16 protein-coding genes are annotated in these 15,569 nt (G+C 45.4%); 13 read left to right on the plus strand and 3 right to left on the minus strand.

The window, feature by feature from the left end; translation table 11 throughout:
• The first annotated feature begins 63 nt into the window (after nucleotides 1-63).
• The 6 genes from NIAKO_RS32450 to yidD all read left to right on the plus strand — a co-directional run bounded on the left by NIAKO_RS32450 (nucleotide 64) and on the right by yidD (nucleotide 3,276).
• On the plus strand, nucleotides 64-579 hold the full coding sequence (locus NIAKO_RS32450; RefSeq protein ID WP_014222729.1) for an OmpH/Skp family outer membrane protein: 516 nt from the start codon (nucleotides 64-66) through the stop codon (nucleotides 577-579).
• Between the two features lie 104 nt (nucleotides 580-683).
• On the plus strand, nucleotides 684-1,250 hold the full coding sequence (locus NIAKO_RS32455) for an OmpH/Skp family outer membrane protein (RefSeq protein WP_014222730.1): 567 nt from the start codon (nucleotides 684-686) through the stop codon (nucleotides 1,248-1,250).
• A 133-nt stretch (nucleotides 1,251-1,383) separates the two neighbouring features.
• Nucleotides 1,384-2,241 carry a glutamate racemase gene (gene murI, locus NIAKO_RS32460; protein ID WP_014222731.1) on the plus strand — a complete coding sequence of 286 codons (858 nt, stop codon included), beginning with the start codon at nucleotides 1,384-1,386 and terminating at the stop codon, nucleotides 2,239-2,241.
• A 163-nt stretch (nucleotides 2,242-2,404) separates the two neighbouring features.
• Complete coding sequence (rpmH, locus tag NIAKO_RS32465) at nucleotides 2,405-2,560, plus strand: 50S ribosomal protein L34 (protein WP_014222732.1); 156 nt, start codon at nucleotides 2,405-2,407, stop codon at nucleotides 2,558-2,560.
• A 96-nt stretch (nucleotides 2,561-2,656) separates the two neighbouring features.
• Nucleotides 2,657-3,049: a ribonuclease P protein component gene (locus tag NIAKO_RS32470; RefSeq protein WP_014222733.1), complete on the plus strand. Its 393-nt coding sequence runs from the start codon at nucleotides 2,657-2,659 to the stop codon at nucleotides 3,047-3,049.
• Nucleotides 3,046-3,276 (plus strand): membrane protein insertion efficiency factor YidD, encoded by a 231-nt coding sequence (gene yidD / locus NIAKO_RS32475; protein ID WP_014222734.1) that lies wholly within the window; start codon nucleotides 3,046-3,048, stop codon nucleotides 3,274-3,276. Before NIAKO_RS32470 ends, yidD begins: the two co-directional genes overlap by 4 nt.
• A 96-nt stretch (nucleotides 3,277-3,372) precedes the next feature.
• Here the strand turns inward: yidD and NIAKO_RS32480 are convergent, their stop codons facing one another.
• Together NIAKO_RS32480 and NIAKO_RS32485 are read right to left on the minus strand one after the other, a co-directional pair.
• Nucleotides 3,373-3,972 (minus strand): hypothetical protein, encoded by a 600-nt coding sequence (locus NIAKO_RS32480; protein WP_014222735.1) that lies wholly within the window; start codon nucleotides 3,970-3,972, stop codon nucleotides 3,373-3,375.
• 71 nt (nucleotides 3,973-4,043) lie between these two features.
• The gene (locus tag NIAKO_RS32485) at nucleotides 4,044-4,652 is read right to left on the minus strand and encodes a superoxide dismutase (RefSeq protein ID WP_014222736.1); all 609 of its coding nucleotides are present in this window, start codon (nucleotides 4,650-4,652) and stop codon (nucleotides 4,044-4,046) included.
• Nucleotides 4,653-4,839: 187 nt separating this feature from the next.
• Here NIAKO_RS32485 and NIAKO_RS32490 point away from each other — a divergent pair, with 187 nt between their 5' ends.
• The 5 genes from NIAKO_RS32490 to NIAKO_RS32510 all read left to right on the plus strand — a co-directional run bounded on the left by NIAKO_RS32490 (nucleotide 4,840) and on the right by NIAKO_RS32510 (nucleotide 12,518).
• Complete coding sequence (locus tag NIAKO_RS32490) at nucleotides 4,840-5,571, plus strand: 3-keto-disaccharide hydrolase (protein ID WP_107685466.1); 732 nt, start codon at nucleotides 4,840-4,842, stop codon at nucleotides 5,569-5,571.
• A gap of 56 nt (nucleotides 5,572-5,627) precedes the next feature.
• On the plus strand, nucleotides 5,628-6,194 hold the full coding sequence (locus tag NIAKO_RS32495; RefSeq protein ID WP_014222738.1) for an RNA polymerase sigma factor: 567 nt from the start codon (nucleotides 5,628-5,630) through the stop codon (nucleotides 6,192-6,194).
• Nucleotides 6,195-6,263: 69 nt separating this feature from the next.
• The gene (locus NIAKO_RS32500) at nucleotides 6,264-7,262 is read left to right on the plus strand and encodes a FecR family protein (protein WP_014222739.1); all 999 of its coding nucleotides are present in this window, start codon (nucleotides 6,264-6,266) and stop codon (nucleotides 7,260-7,262) included.
• Nucleotides 7,263-7,507: 245 nt separating this feature from the next.
• Nucleotides 7,508-11,005: a SusC/RagA family TonB-linked outer membrane protein gene (locus NIAKO_RS32505; protein ID WP_165761212.1), complete on the plus strand. Its 3,498-nt coding sequence runs from the start codon at nucleotides 7,508-7,510 to the stop codon at nucleotides 11,003-11,005.
• Nucleotides 11,006-11,015: 10 nt separating this feature from the next.
• Entirely contained in the window at nucleotides 11,016-12,518 is a 1,503-nt protein-coding gene (locus tag NIAKO_RS32510; RefSeq protein ID WP_014222741.1) for a SusD/RagB family nutrient-binding outer membrane lipoprotein, read from the plus strand.
• A 107-nt stretch (nucleotides 12,519-12,625) separates the two neighbouring features.
• On the opposite strand, the gene NIAKO_RS32515 is transcribed toward NIAKO_RS32510, so the two are convergent.
• A complete protein-coding gene (locus NIAKO_RS32515; RefSeq protein ID WP_014222742.1) occupies nucleotides 12,626-13,063 on the minus strand; it encodes a nucleoside deaminase in 438 nt (145 codons plus the stop codon).
• An 86-nt stretch (nucleotides 13,064-13,149) separates the two neighbouring features.
• Between NIAKO_RS32515 and NIAKO_RS32520 the strand changes: the two genes are divergently transcribed.
• Both NIAKO_RS32520 and NIAKO_RS32525 read left to right on the plus strand, forming a co-directional pair.
• Nucleotides 13,150-14,484, plus strand: a complete 1,335-nt coding sequence (locus NIAKO_RS32520) for a GntP family permease (RefSeq protein WP_014222743.1) — start codon at nucleotides 13,150-13,152, stop codon at nucleotides 14,482-14,484.
• A gap of 658 nt (nucleotides 14,485-15,142) precedes the next feature.
• Entirely contained in the window at nucleotides 15,143-15,460 is a 318-nt protein-coding gene (locus NIAKO_RS32525) for a hypothetical protein (protein ID WP_014222745.1), read from the plus strand.
• Nucleotides 15,461-15,569: the final 109 nt, after the last annotated feature.

Consider the following 15,569-nt stretch of genomic DNA (forward strand, 5'->3'; position numbering starts at 1 on the left):
GAATTAAATTTTGCCAATTGTCAATTGCCGATTGATTATAAAAAACCTAAAAAGGAACACACCATGAAGAAAATATTATTTATTGTCTGTCTGGTAACACTAACCTTAGCCTCGCAAGCACAGTATGGCCGTTATGCCATAGTGGATACCAAATACATCCTGGATAAATTACCTGAATATAAGGATGCCCAGAAAGCGCTTGACCAGTTCAGCGAACTATGGCAAAAAGAGGTGGATGCCAAACAGGCTGCCCTTGATAAAATGTACAAGGATTTTGATGCTGAGCAGGTTATGCTGAGCCCCGAATTAAAGAAAAAACGCGAGGATGAATTGTTTGTGCGGGAGAAGGAAGTGCGCGACCTGCAGCGCAAACGCTTTGGTTTTGAAGGCGATCTGTTCAAGAAGAGACAGGAACTGGTGAAACCCATACAGGACAAGGTTTACAACGCGATCCAGAAACTGGCGGTTAACCGTCAACTGGATTTTATTTTAGATAAAAGTGAAGGAATTACTGTTATCTTTGCCGACCCCAAACTGGACCGTAGTGAGGATATTTTAAAGGAGCTGGGCGTTAAATAAAACTTAAGAGAAAAGGGGAAAGCAACCGCCGATAGGTTTTTTTCAACTTAAAACAAAAAAATAACCGACCACCCGACAAGGGTGCGAGACAAAATTGAAATTCAATGAAAAAGTTTTTTTCCGTAACGTTGTTCGCCCTGGGCCTGGTAGTGGCTGGTGAAGTAAATGCACAGAGTAAAATTGGCTACATCAGCTCTAACGAACTGTTGAGTGTAATGCCAGAAATGAAAAAGGTAGACTCTACCCTGCAGGACCTGAAAAATGCATTGATTCAAAGCGCAACTGATAAGCAGAATGCTTTCTATGCAGCTGTTGAAAAATACAACAAAGACTCTGCAACTTATACTCCTGCTGTTAAGACAGTGAAAAGAGGTGAATTGACCAAAATGGGTCAGGAACTGAGTGGTGAAGAAGAGCGCATTCAACAACAGTTGCAGCAACGTCAGCAAGACCTGGTTACCCCCATCAACAAAAAGGCTTATGAGGCTATACAAACCGTATCGAAAGAAAATGGATATGGTTATGTGTTTGAGAAAGAAGCCCTGCTGGTAGCTCCTCCCGGAGATGATATTCTGCCTCTGGTTGCTAAAAAGCTGAATATTAAATTGCCTGGCGGCGCCGCTGCACCTGCTGGTCCGGCTACAGCTCCTAAACCAGCTGCAAAACAATAGTAAAATTGCTAAGTTATAATAGAAGAGCCGCTTCATTTTGAAGCGGTTTTTTTATGGCTGAACGCTCAACGTTCACGATTCGGCATTGCCGATTCACGATTGCCGATTCACGGCAAGAAGGTAAATTTGCACCATGGTTACAACGCAGCCAATTGGCATTTTCGATTCAGGATATGGCGGCCTTACGGTAATGAAGGAGATAGTAAAAAAATTACCCCAGTATGATTATATCTACCTGGGCGACAATGCCCGGGCGCCTTACGGAAACCGGTCGTTTGAAACGGTATACCGGTACACCCTGCAATGCGTGGAGTGGTTTTTTGAACAGGGCTGTCCCCTGGTGATCCTGGCCTGCAATACCGCCTCGGCAAAAGCCCTGCGTACCATCCAACAGAACGACCTGGAAAAACTGGCGCCCGATAACCGGGTATTAGGCGTTATACGCCCCACTACCGAGATCATTGGCCAGTTTACCCAATCACGCAAAATCGGCATCCTGGCCACTCATGGAACCGTACAATCAGGCTCCTACCTCATAGAGATAGAAAAATTTTTCCCCGATATAGCCGTGTACCAGGAAGCCTGCCCCATGTGGGTGCCTATAGTGGAGAATAATGAACATATGCAACCCGGCGCCGATTACTTTGTACAAAAGCATGTGCACCACATAATGGCCAACGACCGCGATATAGATACCCTGTTGCTTGCCTGTACGCACTATCCGCTGTTGCGCGAAAAGATCCAGCAGTTTCTGCCGGCGGGCGTAACCGTGGTATCCCAGGGCGAAATAGTGGCCAACAGCCTGGAAGACTACCTGAAACGCCATCCTGAGCTGGAAAGCAGGTGCAGCCAGCACGGCAACCGGTTGTTCAATACCACCGACTCTACAGAAGATTTTGATAATCATGCAAGTATCTTCTTTGGCGAAACGGTGCGCTCAAACCATGTAGATCTGGATAATAGTATTCCGGTAGCAAACCATATTTATTAGAACATTTTTACCGGTGCCGTTTCATACTTAACCATTACTTTCCTACCTTTGCGGTCCTTTCATCCGCTTATGGCGGGGCGGGTATGGTGACCCGTCTGCGAAATTGGAACCTGATCCGCTTCTCCCGGATCATATTTCAACAAGTGTAAAAAACGAAATAATTATGAAACGTACATTTCAACCGCACCGCCGTCGTCGTAAAACCGTTCATGGTTTCCGTAAACGTATGCAGGATGCAAACGGCCGTAAAGTACTGGCCTCCCGTCGTAAAAAAGGTCGTAAAAAACTGACCGTTTCCGACGAAAGGAAATTAAAATAATCTGTTAGTTTCCTCCCGATGTATCGGGACGGACAGCAGTTTAAATAAATTATAGTCCCGTCTTGACGGGACTATTTTATTTTTAAGTGTAACCCGATGGCAAAACAATTTACTTTAAACAAAACCGAACGGCTGAAACGCCGCAAGATCATTGAGCAATTGTTCAGTGAAGGGCGGGCGGTTACTGCCTTTCCCATCAGGGTACAATACAAAATGGTAGATCAGCTTGCTGTTCCTCTGCAGGCCGGGTTTAGTGTAAGCAGCCGTAACTTTAAACGGGCTGTTGACCGTAACCGCATCAAGCGGTTGATACGGGAAGCTTATCGCCTGCAAAAATTACCACTGGAGCAGGCTTTGCAAACAAAAGAGCAACAGCTGGCGTTATTTTTAATTTACACCGGCAAGGAGTTGCCAGCGTATGCCCTGGTAAAAGAAAAAGTAGAAGTGGTGTTGAAGAAACTGTTACAAACAGTAAATGGCGTGAAATGAAAATTATACTTCGCATACTGAGCCTTCCCTTTATGGCATTGATAAAACTGTATCAATGGATCCTTTCGCCTATGATAGGACCCAAATGCCGGTTCACCCCAACCTGTTCACAATACTCCATGGAAGCGTTTAAGAAGTACGGGGTTTTTAAAGGTTTATGGCTTACCGTCAAACGCATCAGCCGCTGCCATCCCTGGGGCGGTCATGGCTACGATCCGGTGCCTTAATATTAAATGATGAATATTGAATATCGAAGTAATTAAAAACAAATGCCGAATGTGTAAGTATTAACTTCAACATTCGACATTCAATATTCAATATTCCTACTTCTTCATTCTATCTATCAACTCAGTCAAAGACTGTCTTTCCTGCTTCGCAGTAGAGAATTTAAAGATCTCAGGTGCTTTACCATCTTTATCAACACTTACTGAACCAGGAATGGTGCTGTAGGGGTTAACCAGCTGCGCGTTCAGGTTAGTGGTAAGTTTTTTGATGGTTTTAGGTACAATGAAATAAGTTTTGTTGGAATCGCTGGCATTTTGCCCGTTAATCAGTTGTTGGGTACTGTCGATGATGTGCTCCAGTTGTTCAGTAGTGATAGACGTAGGAGCGCCGCCATTGCCAAAATTAACCAGGTGTCCGATCAACGTATCGTTTTTGATGTTCAGTAAATACACACCGGCATCAGGTACCTCGTAAGTCTGATCGCCGTTAGGACTTTTAACGGTAACAGCTTTATCTTTTGCGGTCAGGGTCAGTTCAACTTCGTTGTGTTGGGTTCCGGGTTCAAGGGTAACGGTTTTGGTGGCTTCATCAACCTGGATCTTACCACTCGACATTACTTTTACTTTTTTATCAACACCGGGGGAGCAGGCGGCAAAGCAAACCATGGCAATCATCGTACAAAACAAGGTACATTTCATTGGGCTGTTATTTAGAAAGGTTAAAAAAAGAATCCCGGCATAACCGGGATTGTGTATTTTCTGGAGGCTTGTTATTTGGCAGCTTTTGCGAAATTTTCAGCCACTTTGTTCCAGTTGATAACGTTCCAGATAGCGCCCATATATTCAGGACGGCGGTTCTGGTATTTCAGGTAGTAAGCGTGTTCCCAAACGTCAACACCTAACAGGGGAGTACCTTTAACTTCGGCTACATCCATCAGGGGGTTATCCTGGTTGGGGGTAGACATGATCTGCAGGGTGCCGTTGTTGATGATCAACCATGCCCAACCGCTTCCGAAACGGGTAGCGCCGGCAGTATTAAATTTTTCTTTAAAGCTATCGAAAGAACCAAAAACATCATCGATAGCAGCGGCCAGGGCGCCGGTAGGAGCACCTCCTGCGTTGGGGGCCAGTAATTCCCAGAAGAAAGAGTGGTTCCAGTGACCACCGCCATTGTTACGAACGGCAGGGCTGATGGTGCCGGCAGCTTTTACCAGTTCTTCCAGCGATTTATTTTCGTGGGGGGTACCCGCAATAGCTTTGTTAAGGTTATCTACGTAAGCCTGATGGTGTTTGCCATGATGTATCTGCATCGTCAATGCGTCAATATGCGGCTCCAGTGCATCGTGTGCATAAGGAAGCGCCGGTAGTGTAAATGCCATAACACTAAATTTTTAATTGTTGAAGATTTTATGGTTGTCCTTTCAAACGGTAACAAAAGTACAGGTCAATGGTTGATTAACCAATTCATTCTCTTTACGAAACGTAAAATTTTACCGGTTACTATGGCTATTTTGTAGTATTTTAGATAGCGTACCCTGCGTACTTATCCTTATCAATCCGATCAAAATGTTGAATACCATTACAACAATTAAATTGATGCTGTTTTCTGCCACCATACTATCCAGCGCCTTTTTAGGGCCTTTTGAACCCGATCAGGAAAAAACCAATGCTTTAAGTGAAGAAGAGAGAAAAGCCGGCTGGGTGTTGCTGTTTAATGGCCATAATACCGACGGCTGGCGGGCATATAACAATAAACCCTACGATAGCTGGGAAGTGATGAACGGGCAGCTTTATTGCAAAAAGCAGGAAGTGACACAGCGGGCTGACCTTATTACTATTGACCAATACGAAAACTTTGAATTGTCTGTCGACTGGAAGGTCGACAAAGGCGCCAATAGCGGCATTATCTATCGCGTAGCAGAAACCAGTGGCCATTCTTACGAAACGGGTCCCGAATACCAGTTGATCGACGACGAAGGTTATCCCCAAAAACTGGAAGCCTGGCAAAAAAGCGGATCTGACTATGCCATGTACCCACCCAGTGAAATAGCAGCCAAACCCGCCGGCGAATATAACCGCACCGTTATTAAAGTAAACGGCGCCCATGTTGAGCACTGGCTGAATGGTAAAAAAGTGGTGGAATATGAGTTCTGGACACCCGGCTGGCAGGAATTAAAAGAAAAGGGCAAATGGAAAGATGCCAAAGGTTATGGCCTCACCAAAAAGGGACATATCGCTTTACAGGACCATGGCGGTGGCATCTGGTTCAAAAATATCAAACTGAGAAAGCTTAATTAGCTAATTTGATAATAAGATAATGTGATAATGGAAAACCAATTATCATATTCATTCGAATGAATGATCAGGTTTCACATATCAATGATTCCAGCGAAGAGCATACGCTTGAACTGCTCTTTCGGGATCTTTTTAAAAAGCACGAATACCGCTTGCATACGCTGGTATTGAAACTCACCCGTAGTGATCAATATGCCCGCGACATTATTCAGGAAGTGTTCTTAAAGCTCTGGGAGCACCGCGCTCAACTACACTCCATACAGAATGTAGAGGCCTGGTTATACCGGCTCACAGAAAATAAAGTCATTGATTTTTTACGCAAGGCCGCAGCCGACAACCGGTTAAAAGAAGCCATCTGGAAAAACCAGCCCGATAATTTAAACGAAACAGAGGACAATGTAGTGGCCCGCGAATATGGCCAGATCATTCAAAAGGCAGTAGACCAACTGCCACCCCAACGCAAACTCATCTACCAGCTGAATCGCGAAAAAGGATTGAATTACCAGGAGATAGCCGACCGGCTGGCTATCTCAAAACATACGGTAAAGAACCAGCTATCAACCGCCCTGCAATCCATTCGTATGTTCCTGCTCCGGAGCGCCCGCCTTTTTCTTCCCCTTTTCTAAAAATATTTAAACCGGAATAGGAACACCTGCCGGTTGCTTCGTCTATAAAGAAAAGGAACAACCTTTTCCATGGAAGAAAGGATCAAATACCTGTTCAAACAATACCTGAACAACACCTGTACCAGGAAGGAGTTCGATGAATTCTTTTCCTTCATCAACGAAGCTGCCCATAATGAAATAATCAGGAACCTGATAAAGAAAGCTTACGAGGAAACCGGACAACCCGGTTCTTCCCTTACCTGGGTAGATGGATCGGGTAACCTGGTAATAACAAAACTCAACTCCAACGAACAATTGCTTACCACTCCAAAGCCGGCAAAAAAGAAGCAGGTATTATTGGCGATGGCTGCCGTACTGATTGCACTGGCAGTGGGTGTTGCGTGGTTAGTGACACACCCGCTTTCAAAGCAGCCGTTGGCCGCCACCAAAGGCCTGGCCAAAAAAATGACTGGCCGCTCAGAATACCGGTATATGTTATTGCCCGACAGTACGCAGGTATGGCTGAATGCGGCCAGCACGCTGGAATACCCGCAACAATTTGCTGCCGGCAAAAGAGAAGTATACCTGACGGGGGAAGCCTATTTTGATGTAAAACACGCCGATAAACAACCCTTTTTAATTCATACCGGAAAAGTGACCACGATGGTGCTGGGCACAGCCTTTAATATAAACGCTTACCCGGGCCGGGAGAACATCATTGTATCGGTAAGCCGGGGTAAGGTGCGTGTGAATTATAATGATAAAGAAATGGCAGTGCTTACCCCGGGACAACAGGTAAAAGTAAGCAATACCAGTAATAAGGTGGTGCAGAAGAAGCAGGCCATTGCCGAAGTGGCGCCCTGGCAGCAGGGCAACCTGCAATACGACGATGAAACCATCCGCGATATAGTGGCCGACCTGGAAAGAAATTATGATGTAACCATTCGGGTGCCAGGTGAAGCCCTTGCCAATGAGCGCATCACTACCTCATTCCGGCGCGAGATAGGCATCGAGAATGCATTGAAGGTAATATGCAACCTTACCGACACCCGGTTAACCCTGGAGAACAATATGTATGTAATTCAATAATATTAAATACCAAAACGTAAACTGCTATGTACACGACCAATTATTCACCCCCTTAATACAACAAAAAGAACCGCCCCAGTTGCGACCTGGAAGCGGTTCCACATGTTTGAAAATAATCCTGTTCAAAGAATTACCTAAAACAATTCAAAGCTATGAATTTGTATGTAAAAACGTACAGGCATAGTACGTCGTGCATTATTGCCGGCGGCGGCCCAAAACTGCTATCGACACACAAAGCGCTGTTCATGAGAATATCTTTCCTGGCTATCTTACTCACTTTTAGCGGACTGCTTATGGCCCGTTCGGGCAATGGCCAGGACCTGAACAAGATCATCATTTCCATCGACTTGAAGAACGCTTCCCTGAAGGAGGCCATCAAAAAAATTGAATCACTCACCCAGCTTGCGTTCACTTACCGTACAGCCGACGTGGCGGAAGTTGACCATATCACTTACCAGGCTTCCAAAGCCCCGGTTAACAATATCCTGGGCGACCTGTTGCAACATACCGGGTTACGGTACGACCAGGTGGACGGGAACATTGTTATAAAGAAGATCAAAAAACAGGAACCGACTGTTGATATAAATATTGTTGATGCAGCACCCTACGATGGCGGCATACGCGGCCGCGTAACCGATGAGGCGGGGGCGCCGCTGTCCAATGCCTCGGTAATGGTGTTGGGTACCGACAGAGGAACGGCGGCCAATAAAGAGGGCGTGTTTAACCTGGGCGGATTAAAAGCAGGTAAATACAAATTACAGGTATCTGCTGTGGGTTTTACCACCCAGTTTACAGAGATCACCATCAAAGACAATGAAACGCTGGAGGTATCGGTAGCGCTGAAAGAAGGTACTGGTAAAATGGAAGAGGTGATTGTTACTGCATTGGGTATTTCGCGGAAGGAAAGATCGGTTGGGTATTCAACCCAGGAAATAAAAGGCGATAACCTTACGGTTGCCAAAGAACAGAACGTACTGGGCAGTTTGGGTGGCAAGATAGCCGGCGTACAACTGAGCGGCTCCTCCGGTGCCAGTATGGGCGGTACCCAGAAAATACAAATAAGAGGTACCAATTTCCTGACCGGCGGCGGTGAGCCGTTGGTGGTTGTAGACAATACACCCATTTCCAATAGCAACTATGCCGCACGCAATGGACGTGATTACGGTAACCTGGCGCAGGATATAAACCCCGATGATATTGAATCGATCAACGTGCTGAAAGGCCCGGCTGCATCAGCATTGTATGGTTTACGCGGGCAGTTTGGCGTTATTATGATCACTACCCGCAAAGGAAAGAATGCACAAAAACCGGTGGTGAATTTCAGCTCTGCCTATTCAGTAGAAAAAGCCGGTAACTTTTTGCCCTTGCAGAATACCTATGGCGCCGGTTCAAACCTTTCGTTTTCTACCATCAATATCAACGGCGTGCCTACTAAGTTTGTAGATGGCGAATGGGATGAAAGCTGGGGCCCTAAAATGGATGGAACACCCGTACGGCACCAGTATTCGTTTTATCCCGATGATCCTGACTTTGGAAAAGAAACACCCTTTGTGCCGCATCCCAATAACATCAAAGACTATTTTGAAACCGGCCATACTTTTAACAACAGCATCTCCTTTTCGGGCGGTGGACAAAACACTTCTTTCCGGTTGTCATATAACAATACCGATGTAAAAGGTATTGAACCGAATACCTACTTAAAAAGAAACAACCTCTCATTCAGCGGTTCGCTGAGTGTTAACCCTAACCTTGTTATAAGCACCACGTTGAACTATGCCAATAACAAGGCGCAGCGGCCGTCGCAGGGGTATCAAAGTTTGGGTTCGCGCAATATGTACCAGTGGTTTCAGCGCAACCTCGATATGAATAAATTAAAACAGTACAAGTATGCCGATGGTACATTTTATCAGTGGAATGTTTCCGCGCCCACGAACGGTGTGTATACAAGCAGAACAAGTCCTATAGACTGGAACAATCCTTATTTTGATGCGTATGAAAACCCTGCACACGATTCACGCGACCGGTTCTTTGGTAATGTAGGCGTGTCATATACTATTATGCCGGGGTTGAAAGTAAATGGCTTTGTACGGCAGGATGGGTTTATTCAAAACCTGGATGGCAGGAATGCAGAAGGCGGTCGTGGCGTTCCAGCTTTCTGGATAGGCAAGTATGAATCGAAAGAAATGAATTATGAGTTCCTGGCTACCTATAATAAAGAGTTTGGCCGTTTTACCGTGGGCGCCAACCTGGGCGGCAATTTAATGAACCAGCGATATACTTATCTGCGTCAGGAAACGCAGGGCGGTTTTGTTTCCCCCGGTTTTTATGATATCACCAATTCGCTCGACCGGCCGCTGGTGAAAAATGTTTTAAAGCGGAAAGAAGTAAGAAGCGCTTATGGGTCTGTTTCGCTGGGTTATAATAACACCTACTTTATCGATGCCAGCTTGCGGCGGGATATATCCTCAGCATTACCCGACAATAACAATGCTTATTTGTATCCATCGGTTTCGGCAAGTATGGTATTCAGTGAGCTGTTAAAAGTAATCCCCATTTCTTATGGCAAGATCAGGGCAAGTTTTGCCCAGGCAGGTTCGGATATAGATATTTATCAAACCACCAATTCATTTGGCTTACAGCAGCCCTATAGCGGTAACTTTCCCATGTATGTGCCCGATACGTTAAAGAACCCCAATTTGAAACCTTCATTAGGTACAGCTTATGAAGCCGGTTTGGATATGCGGTTTTTGCAGGACCGTGTTGGTTTCAGTTTTACCTGGTATTATCAGCAAAACCAGGATGCCGTAATGAATCTCGATGTATCGGGCGTAAGCGGGTACTCTAAGTATGTGATCAATGCAGGGAATATTCAGAACAAAGGCATTGAATTAACAGTAAGCGGCACGCCTATAAGAATGAAAGACCTTACCTGGACAAGCAGTTTTAACATTGCCCGGAATAAAAATAAAATAAAGGAATTGTATCCCGGTATCAATTCACTGATCCTCGATCAGAACCGCTACTCCAGTGTAGATATGTTTTTACTGGCGAATGTAAATGAATCGTTCGGGTCCATTGTTGGTAATGCCTATATGCGTGATTCGGCAACCGGGAAGATCTTACTCGATGCCAGCAATATGCCCATGTATGTTACCAATCACAATTTTGGGACAGTATTGCCCAAATTCACCGGTGGCTGGCAAAATACCCTCACCTGGAAGAATTTTGATCTGAGTGCCGTAATAGATTTTCAAAAAGGCGGACAGTTCTTTAGCTGGACAAAAATGCTGGCCGTTAAAAGCGGACAGGCGGCAGAAACTGCTGTGATGAATGAGAATGGAAAAAACATCCGCGATCCGTTGACGGATGGCGGCGGCTTAAAGGTCACCGGCATCTCCAACAGCTCCAAACAGGAAGTCACTGCGTTTGTAAATGCAAGAACCTGGTACCGTAATAACCTGGGCACCAAAATTTATGAACAATGGTTGTATGATGCTTCGTATATCAGGATGCGTGAGATAAGAGTGGGGTATACTTTTTCAAAAGCCAATATTGCAAAGCTGCCGGTTAAAAGTCTGAACCTGGCCTTTATTACCAGGAACCCGTTTATGATCTGGCAAAAAGCGCCCAAAGGCCTGAACCCGGCCGAACTGGCAACCGGCTCCACTTCCTTTAACTGGTTGGAAACCGGTCAGCTGGCCACTACCCGCTCGTATGGTATTAACCTGAATGTTTCCTTTTAAAAAAACGAACATGAAAAAACTACTCATTATACAGTTGCTGATTGCCTTGCTGGTAACAGGGGCCGGGTGTACCAAGTTCAGCGATAACATAAACGTTGATCCCAATGTGCCCACCAGGGCATCCAATGCGCAATTATTGACTTATTCAATTACACAAATAGCCAATACCATTGAATCGATCAGCGGCAATTTATATGTGCAGCACTGGTCGGAAAAGCCATATACCGATAACTCGCGGTATACAGTGGTGAACTTTGATTTTTATGATCTGTACACGCAGCCGCTGGAGAATTTACAAACAATCTTAAATGCCACCACCTATGATGTGAATGAAGGTTCTGCCAATAATCAAAAAGCAGTGGCCCGCATTTTAAAAGCCTGGTTCTTCTGGCATATGACCGACCGCTGGGGAGATATTCCTTACTTCAACGCATTGAAAGGAAAGGAGAATTTTTCACCTGTGTACGACCGGCAAAAAGATATTTATTACGACCTGATAAAAGAATTGAAAGAAGCAGCGGCGCAAATAGATAATGGCAATGGCGTTACGGGCGATATTTTATACCGGGGTAATATGGCCTACTGGAAACGGTTTGCCAACTCCATGCGATGTTTGATGGCGCTGCGCTTATCAAAAGCAGATGCGGCCAAAGGCAAAGCAGAGTTCACAGACGCCCTTAGCGGAGGCGTGTTTACCGATAACAGTCAGAGTGCGGTATATGTGCACCTGGCCGAAGCGGCCAACCAGAATTATTGGTACTATGTGGCCAATGTACAGAACCGCCCCTGGTATTGGGCCAGTAAAACCATTGTTGATTATATGAAGCCCCTGAATGACCCGCGGCTTAAAATATTTGCCGACGTAAACAGCAGTAAAGATTATGTGGGTGTTCCTTATGGGCTGGATGGGAATGCGGTGGGCGCTATTCCATCAGGTTCCGTGTCATTTGTAGGCGTGCATGTGCGTACACAAAATGCACCCACTTATATCACCACCTATGCACAGGTATTATTTGCAATTGCCGAAGCCAATAAGTTAACGTGGTTGCCCGGTGGCGATGCAGACGCAAAAACAAACTATGAAGCGGGCATAGAAGCATCTGTAAGACAATGGAACCGGCAGAGCTTCAAGGCCTATGTTGACTCTACCGACAAACAGATAGAAAGGATCCCTTATTCTGCCACCGATGCAGGCGATACAACCGGTTTAGCTGCGTATAAGGTGCAACCTGAAGTAGCTTATAACAGTACCGATGCCTTGAAAAAGATCGGTTACCAGCGTTGGTTACATCTGTACGCGAATGGCTATGAAGCCTGGGCTGAATGGCGCAGAACGGGATTTCCTGTATTAACGCCTGCGCCTAATAACGGCAATATTCCTATTCCCAGAAGACAGGCGTATCCTGTGAAGGAACAAAATATCAATGGCAACAACTACCGTTTAGCTATATTCCTACAACCTTCCCTGGGTGGAAAAGACGACCTGAACGGCCGGGTGTGGTGGGACCAGTAGATTGCAGCAATCGGCAATCGGCAATCGAGTTTTGGGCTGCACAAGATAGTTATTAGCCTCAATTATCGACAGCCATTCACGATTCACGATTGCCGATTCACGACTAATTACCGTTTACTTCTGAAAAAGCTTTTCATTAATTCGGCGCATTCATCTTTCAATATGCCTTTAGTAACTTCAGTTTTGGGATGAAATGGCCAGTTGGGTTCGGTAATGCGTTTATGGCCGTTCTTTTCATCATCGGCGCCCCATACTATCCGGCTGATCTTGCTCCAGTAAAGCGCCCCGGTGCACATAAGGCAGGGTTCAACCGTAATATAAATAGAACCTTCAGGCAAATATTTACTGCCCAGGAAATTGAAAGCCGAAGTGAGAGCAATGATCTCGGCATGGGCGGTAGGATCGTTCAACCGCTCCACCTGGTTATGGCCGCGGGCAATAATGCGGTTATTCATAACCACAACGGCGCCAACCGGCACTTCGCCATCATCAAAGGCCCGCTGCGCTTCCTTCAGCGCCTGCTGCATATAGTATTCGTCGTTCATAAGTTTAATCAAAAATTACTACCGCGTACCTGTTTTGCAAAGGCAAGGTACGTATCTTAGATAATAATCACGCTAACGACTGGCATATGACAGCATCCTTTGCACAGGTTATGATCTTTTTGGTAATGGGTATTGGCATTATCATTTTGCTGACTGCTGTTTTTCGCATTCATGCCTTTTTTGCGTTGCTGGTCGCCTGCTTTGTGGTAGGGCTGGGTGTGCAAATGCCAGTGGCAAATATTATCAACGTAACCAAACAGGGGTTTGGGAACATTATGCAATCCCTTGGGTTTATCATTGTGTTAGGCACTGCGCTGGGTGTTGTACTGGAGCATACCGGCAGTACCAAAGTGATGGCCACTTACATCTTAAAAAGAATAGGCGAAAGGCAGGCGCCGCTGGCCATGGGCATTACGGGGTTTATAGTAGGCCTGCCTATCTTCTGCGATTCAGGGTATATCGTGTTGAGTGGATTAAATAAATCGTTGTGCAGGCGAACAGGCATTTCGGTTATCATTATGTCGGTGTCGCTGGCTACAGGTTTATATTCGGTGCATTGTTTAATTCCACCGCATCCCGGCGCTGCCGCGGCGGCCAGTGCGGTTGGTGTTGATTTTGGAAAACTCATTATAACAGGGATGGCGGTGGCGCTTCCGGCCATGCTGGTAGGATATGCCTGGGCGCGCTATGCCGGCCGGAAAATACAAAATGAAGCGCCGGAAGAAGCACCCGTTGTTGACCTTACTACAAAAATGCCTTCTGTAACACTTTCCTTTTTACCGGTACTGGTGCCAATTGTATTAATTGGAATAAAATCATTTCTGTCCATCGGGACCGGTAGAACCATTCCTACCTGGATGCAGGTATTTACGGTAGCCGGTGATCCGGTGGTGGCGCTGGCCATTGGCATTATCCTGGCATTTTGCGCCGTGCGTACCTGGAATAAAAATGTGGTGGGTAACCTATTGCAGGAGGCCGCCGAAAAGGCTGGCGGCATCCTGGTAATTATTGGCGCTGGCGGAGCTTTTGGCGCTATCCTGGCCGCTACGCAGGTAGGGCAGCATGTGAGCAATGCCGTGAACCTGCAGGCCCTTGGCATCCTGTTCCCCTTTTTATTAACTGCGATCCTTAAAACCGCACAGGGTTCTTCTACGGTGGCCATTATAACGGCTTCTTCTATTATTCAACCTTTGATACCCGCCCTGGGGCTTGATTCAGAAGCGGGCCGGTTACTGGCCGTTTTGTCAATGGGTGCCGGTTCCATGACCCTATCGCATGCCAATGATGCTTACTTCTGGGTAATTGCGAAATTCTCCGGGCTGGATATGCGCTCTATGTTACAGGTATATACCCTCGCTACTTTATTTATGGGATTAACCACGTTGGGCGTTATTTATATTCTATCTCTTGTTATGATGTAAAAAAAATCTGCCTAGAGTGTTGTGTTCACATCGTATTTGCAAGAGCGTTATAGAAAACGCATTAGTTTTTGATTGGTGTCCGTCTTCCAGAAAGTCATTTGAGGCGAAATTTGAGCGTTTAATGAGGCTACAGGTCTATCTCCCCACCATCCCACGAATCCCATACATCCCGGTTCAGACAGGAGCATATTTGCTAAGGCGTTATAGTCGCTGCTTTCCTTGTAATTCATTCTACTTTCAACGCAGAATAGGAAATAATTGGAAAACTGGAGAAAAAAGTTGCTAAGAAATTTGGGAGACCGGGAGAATTGATATAATTTAGGGTTGTTAAAGCGAAGAAGAATAATTGATATAGTGGTAACCGTTATATACTTACAACAATACATAATAGCGCACGCTTACTCCATATAGCATCTTGCACCGGTTGCCGAAAAATAGTAATACTATTCTTAATTATTCAAAACTGCTTACGCAGTAGCCTCACACATTAAGCGATATTTTCTATGTTTTTCAGCTGAAGTCTTATTAAGGCCTGCAGTATGCGTATTTATATTTCAAGCTTTGCATTTTGCAAGGTCAGGGAAATTTATGCATTGGGCAAGCTGTAAGTTCGCCGCTGTAAATCCGTAAATAATGTAAAATCATATAAACCTAACGTATGCGAACCTGTAATAACCACCCGCATTGGCACAATCAGCCATTGCGCTTAACTGAAGAAGAAAAACAAAACCCCTTCCTGGTTTTCAAAGAATTTTTTGAGTGCTTTCATTTAAATGATGTCCGGGATCAATTATGGGATTGGCTGGTGGAAGTAGTATCCAGCCCCAACAGCATTTCAAGTGAACCACTCGAACGCAGCAATCACTTTTATTTATACGAAAAAATGGAAGCGCTCATAGAAGCATGTTATGTAATGAAAAACCGGCAACCGCCGCCATTACAAACCGAGGATGATACACCGGTAGTGCCTATTTAACCCTGCGCCAAAAAGGAGCAGGGCCGGGCTGCTGCTCCTTTCTTTTTATTTGGGTATTAGGGTTAATAATATACCAATTGCTTCACCTGAAATGTGTAACTTACCTGTA

Origin of the sequence: Niastella koreensis GR20-10 (assembly GCF_000246855.1) — a bacterium.
Lineage (GTDB): Bacteria > Bacteroidota > Bacteroidia > Chitinophagales > Chitinophagaceae > Niastella > Niastella koreensis.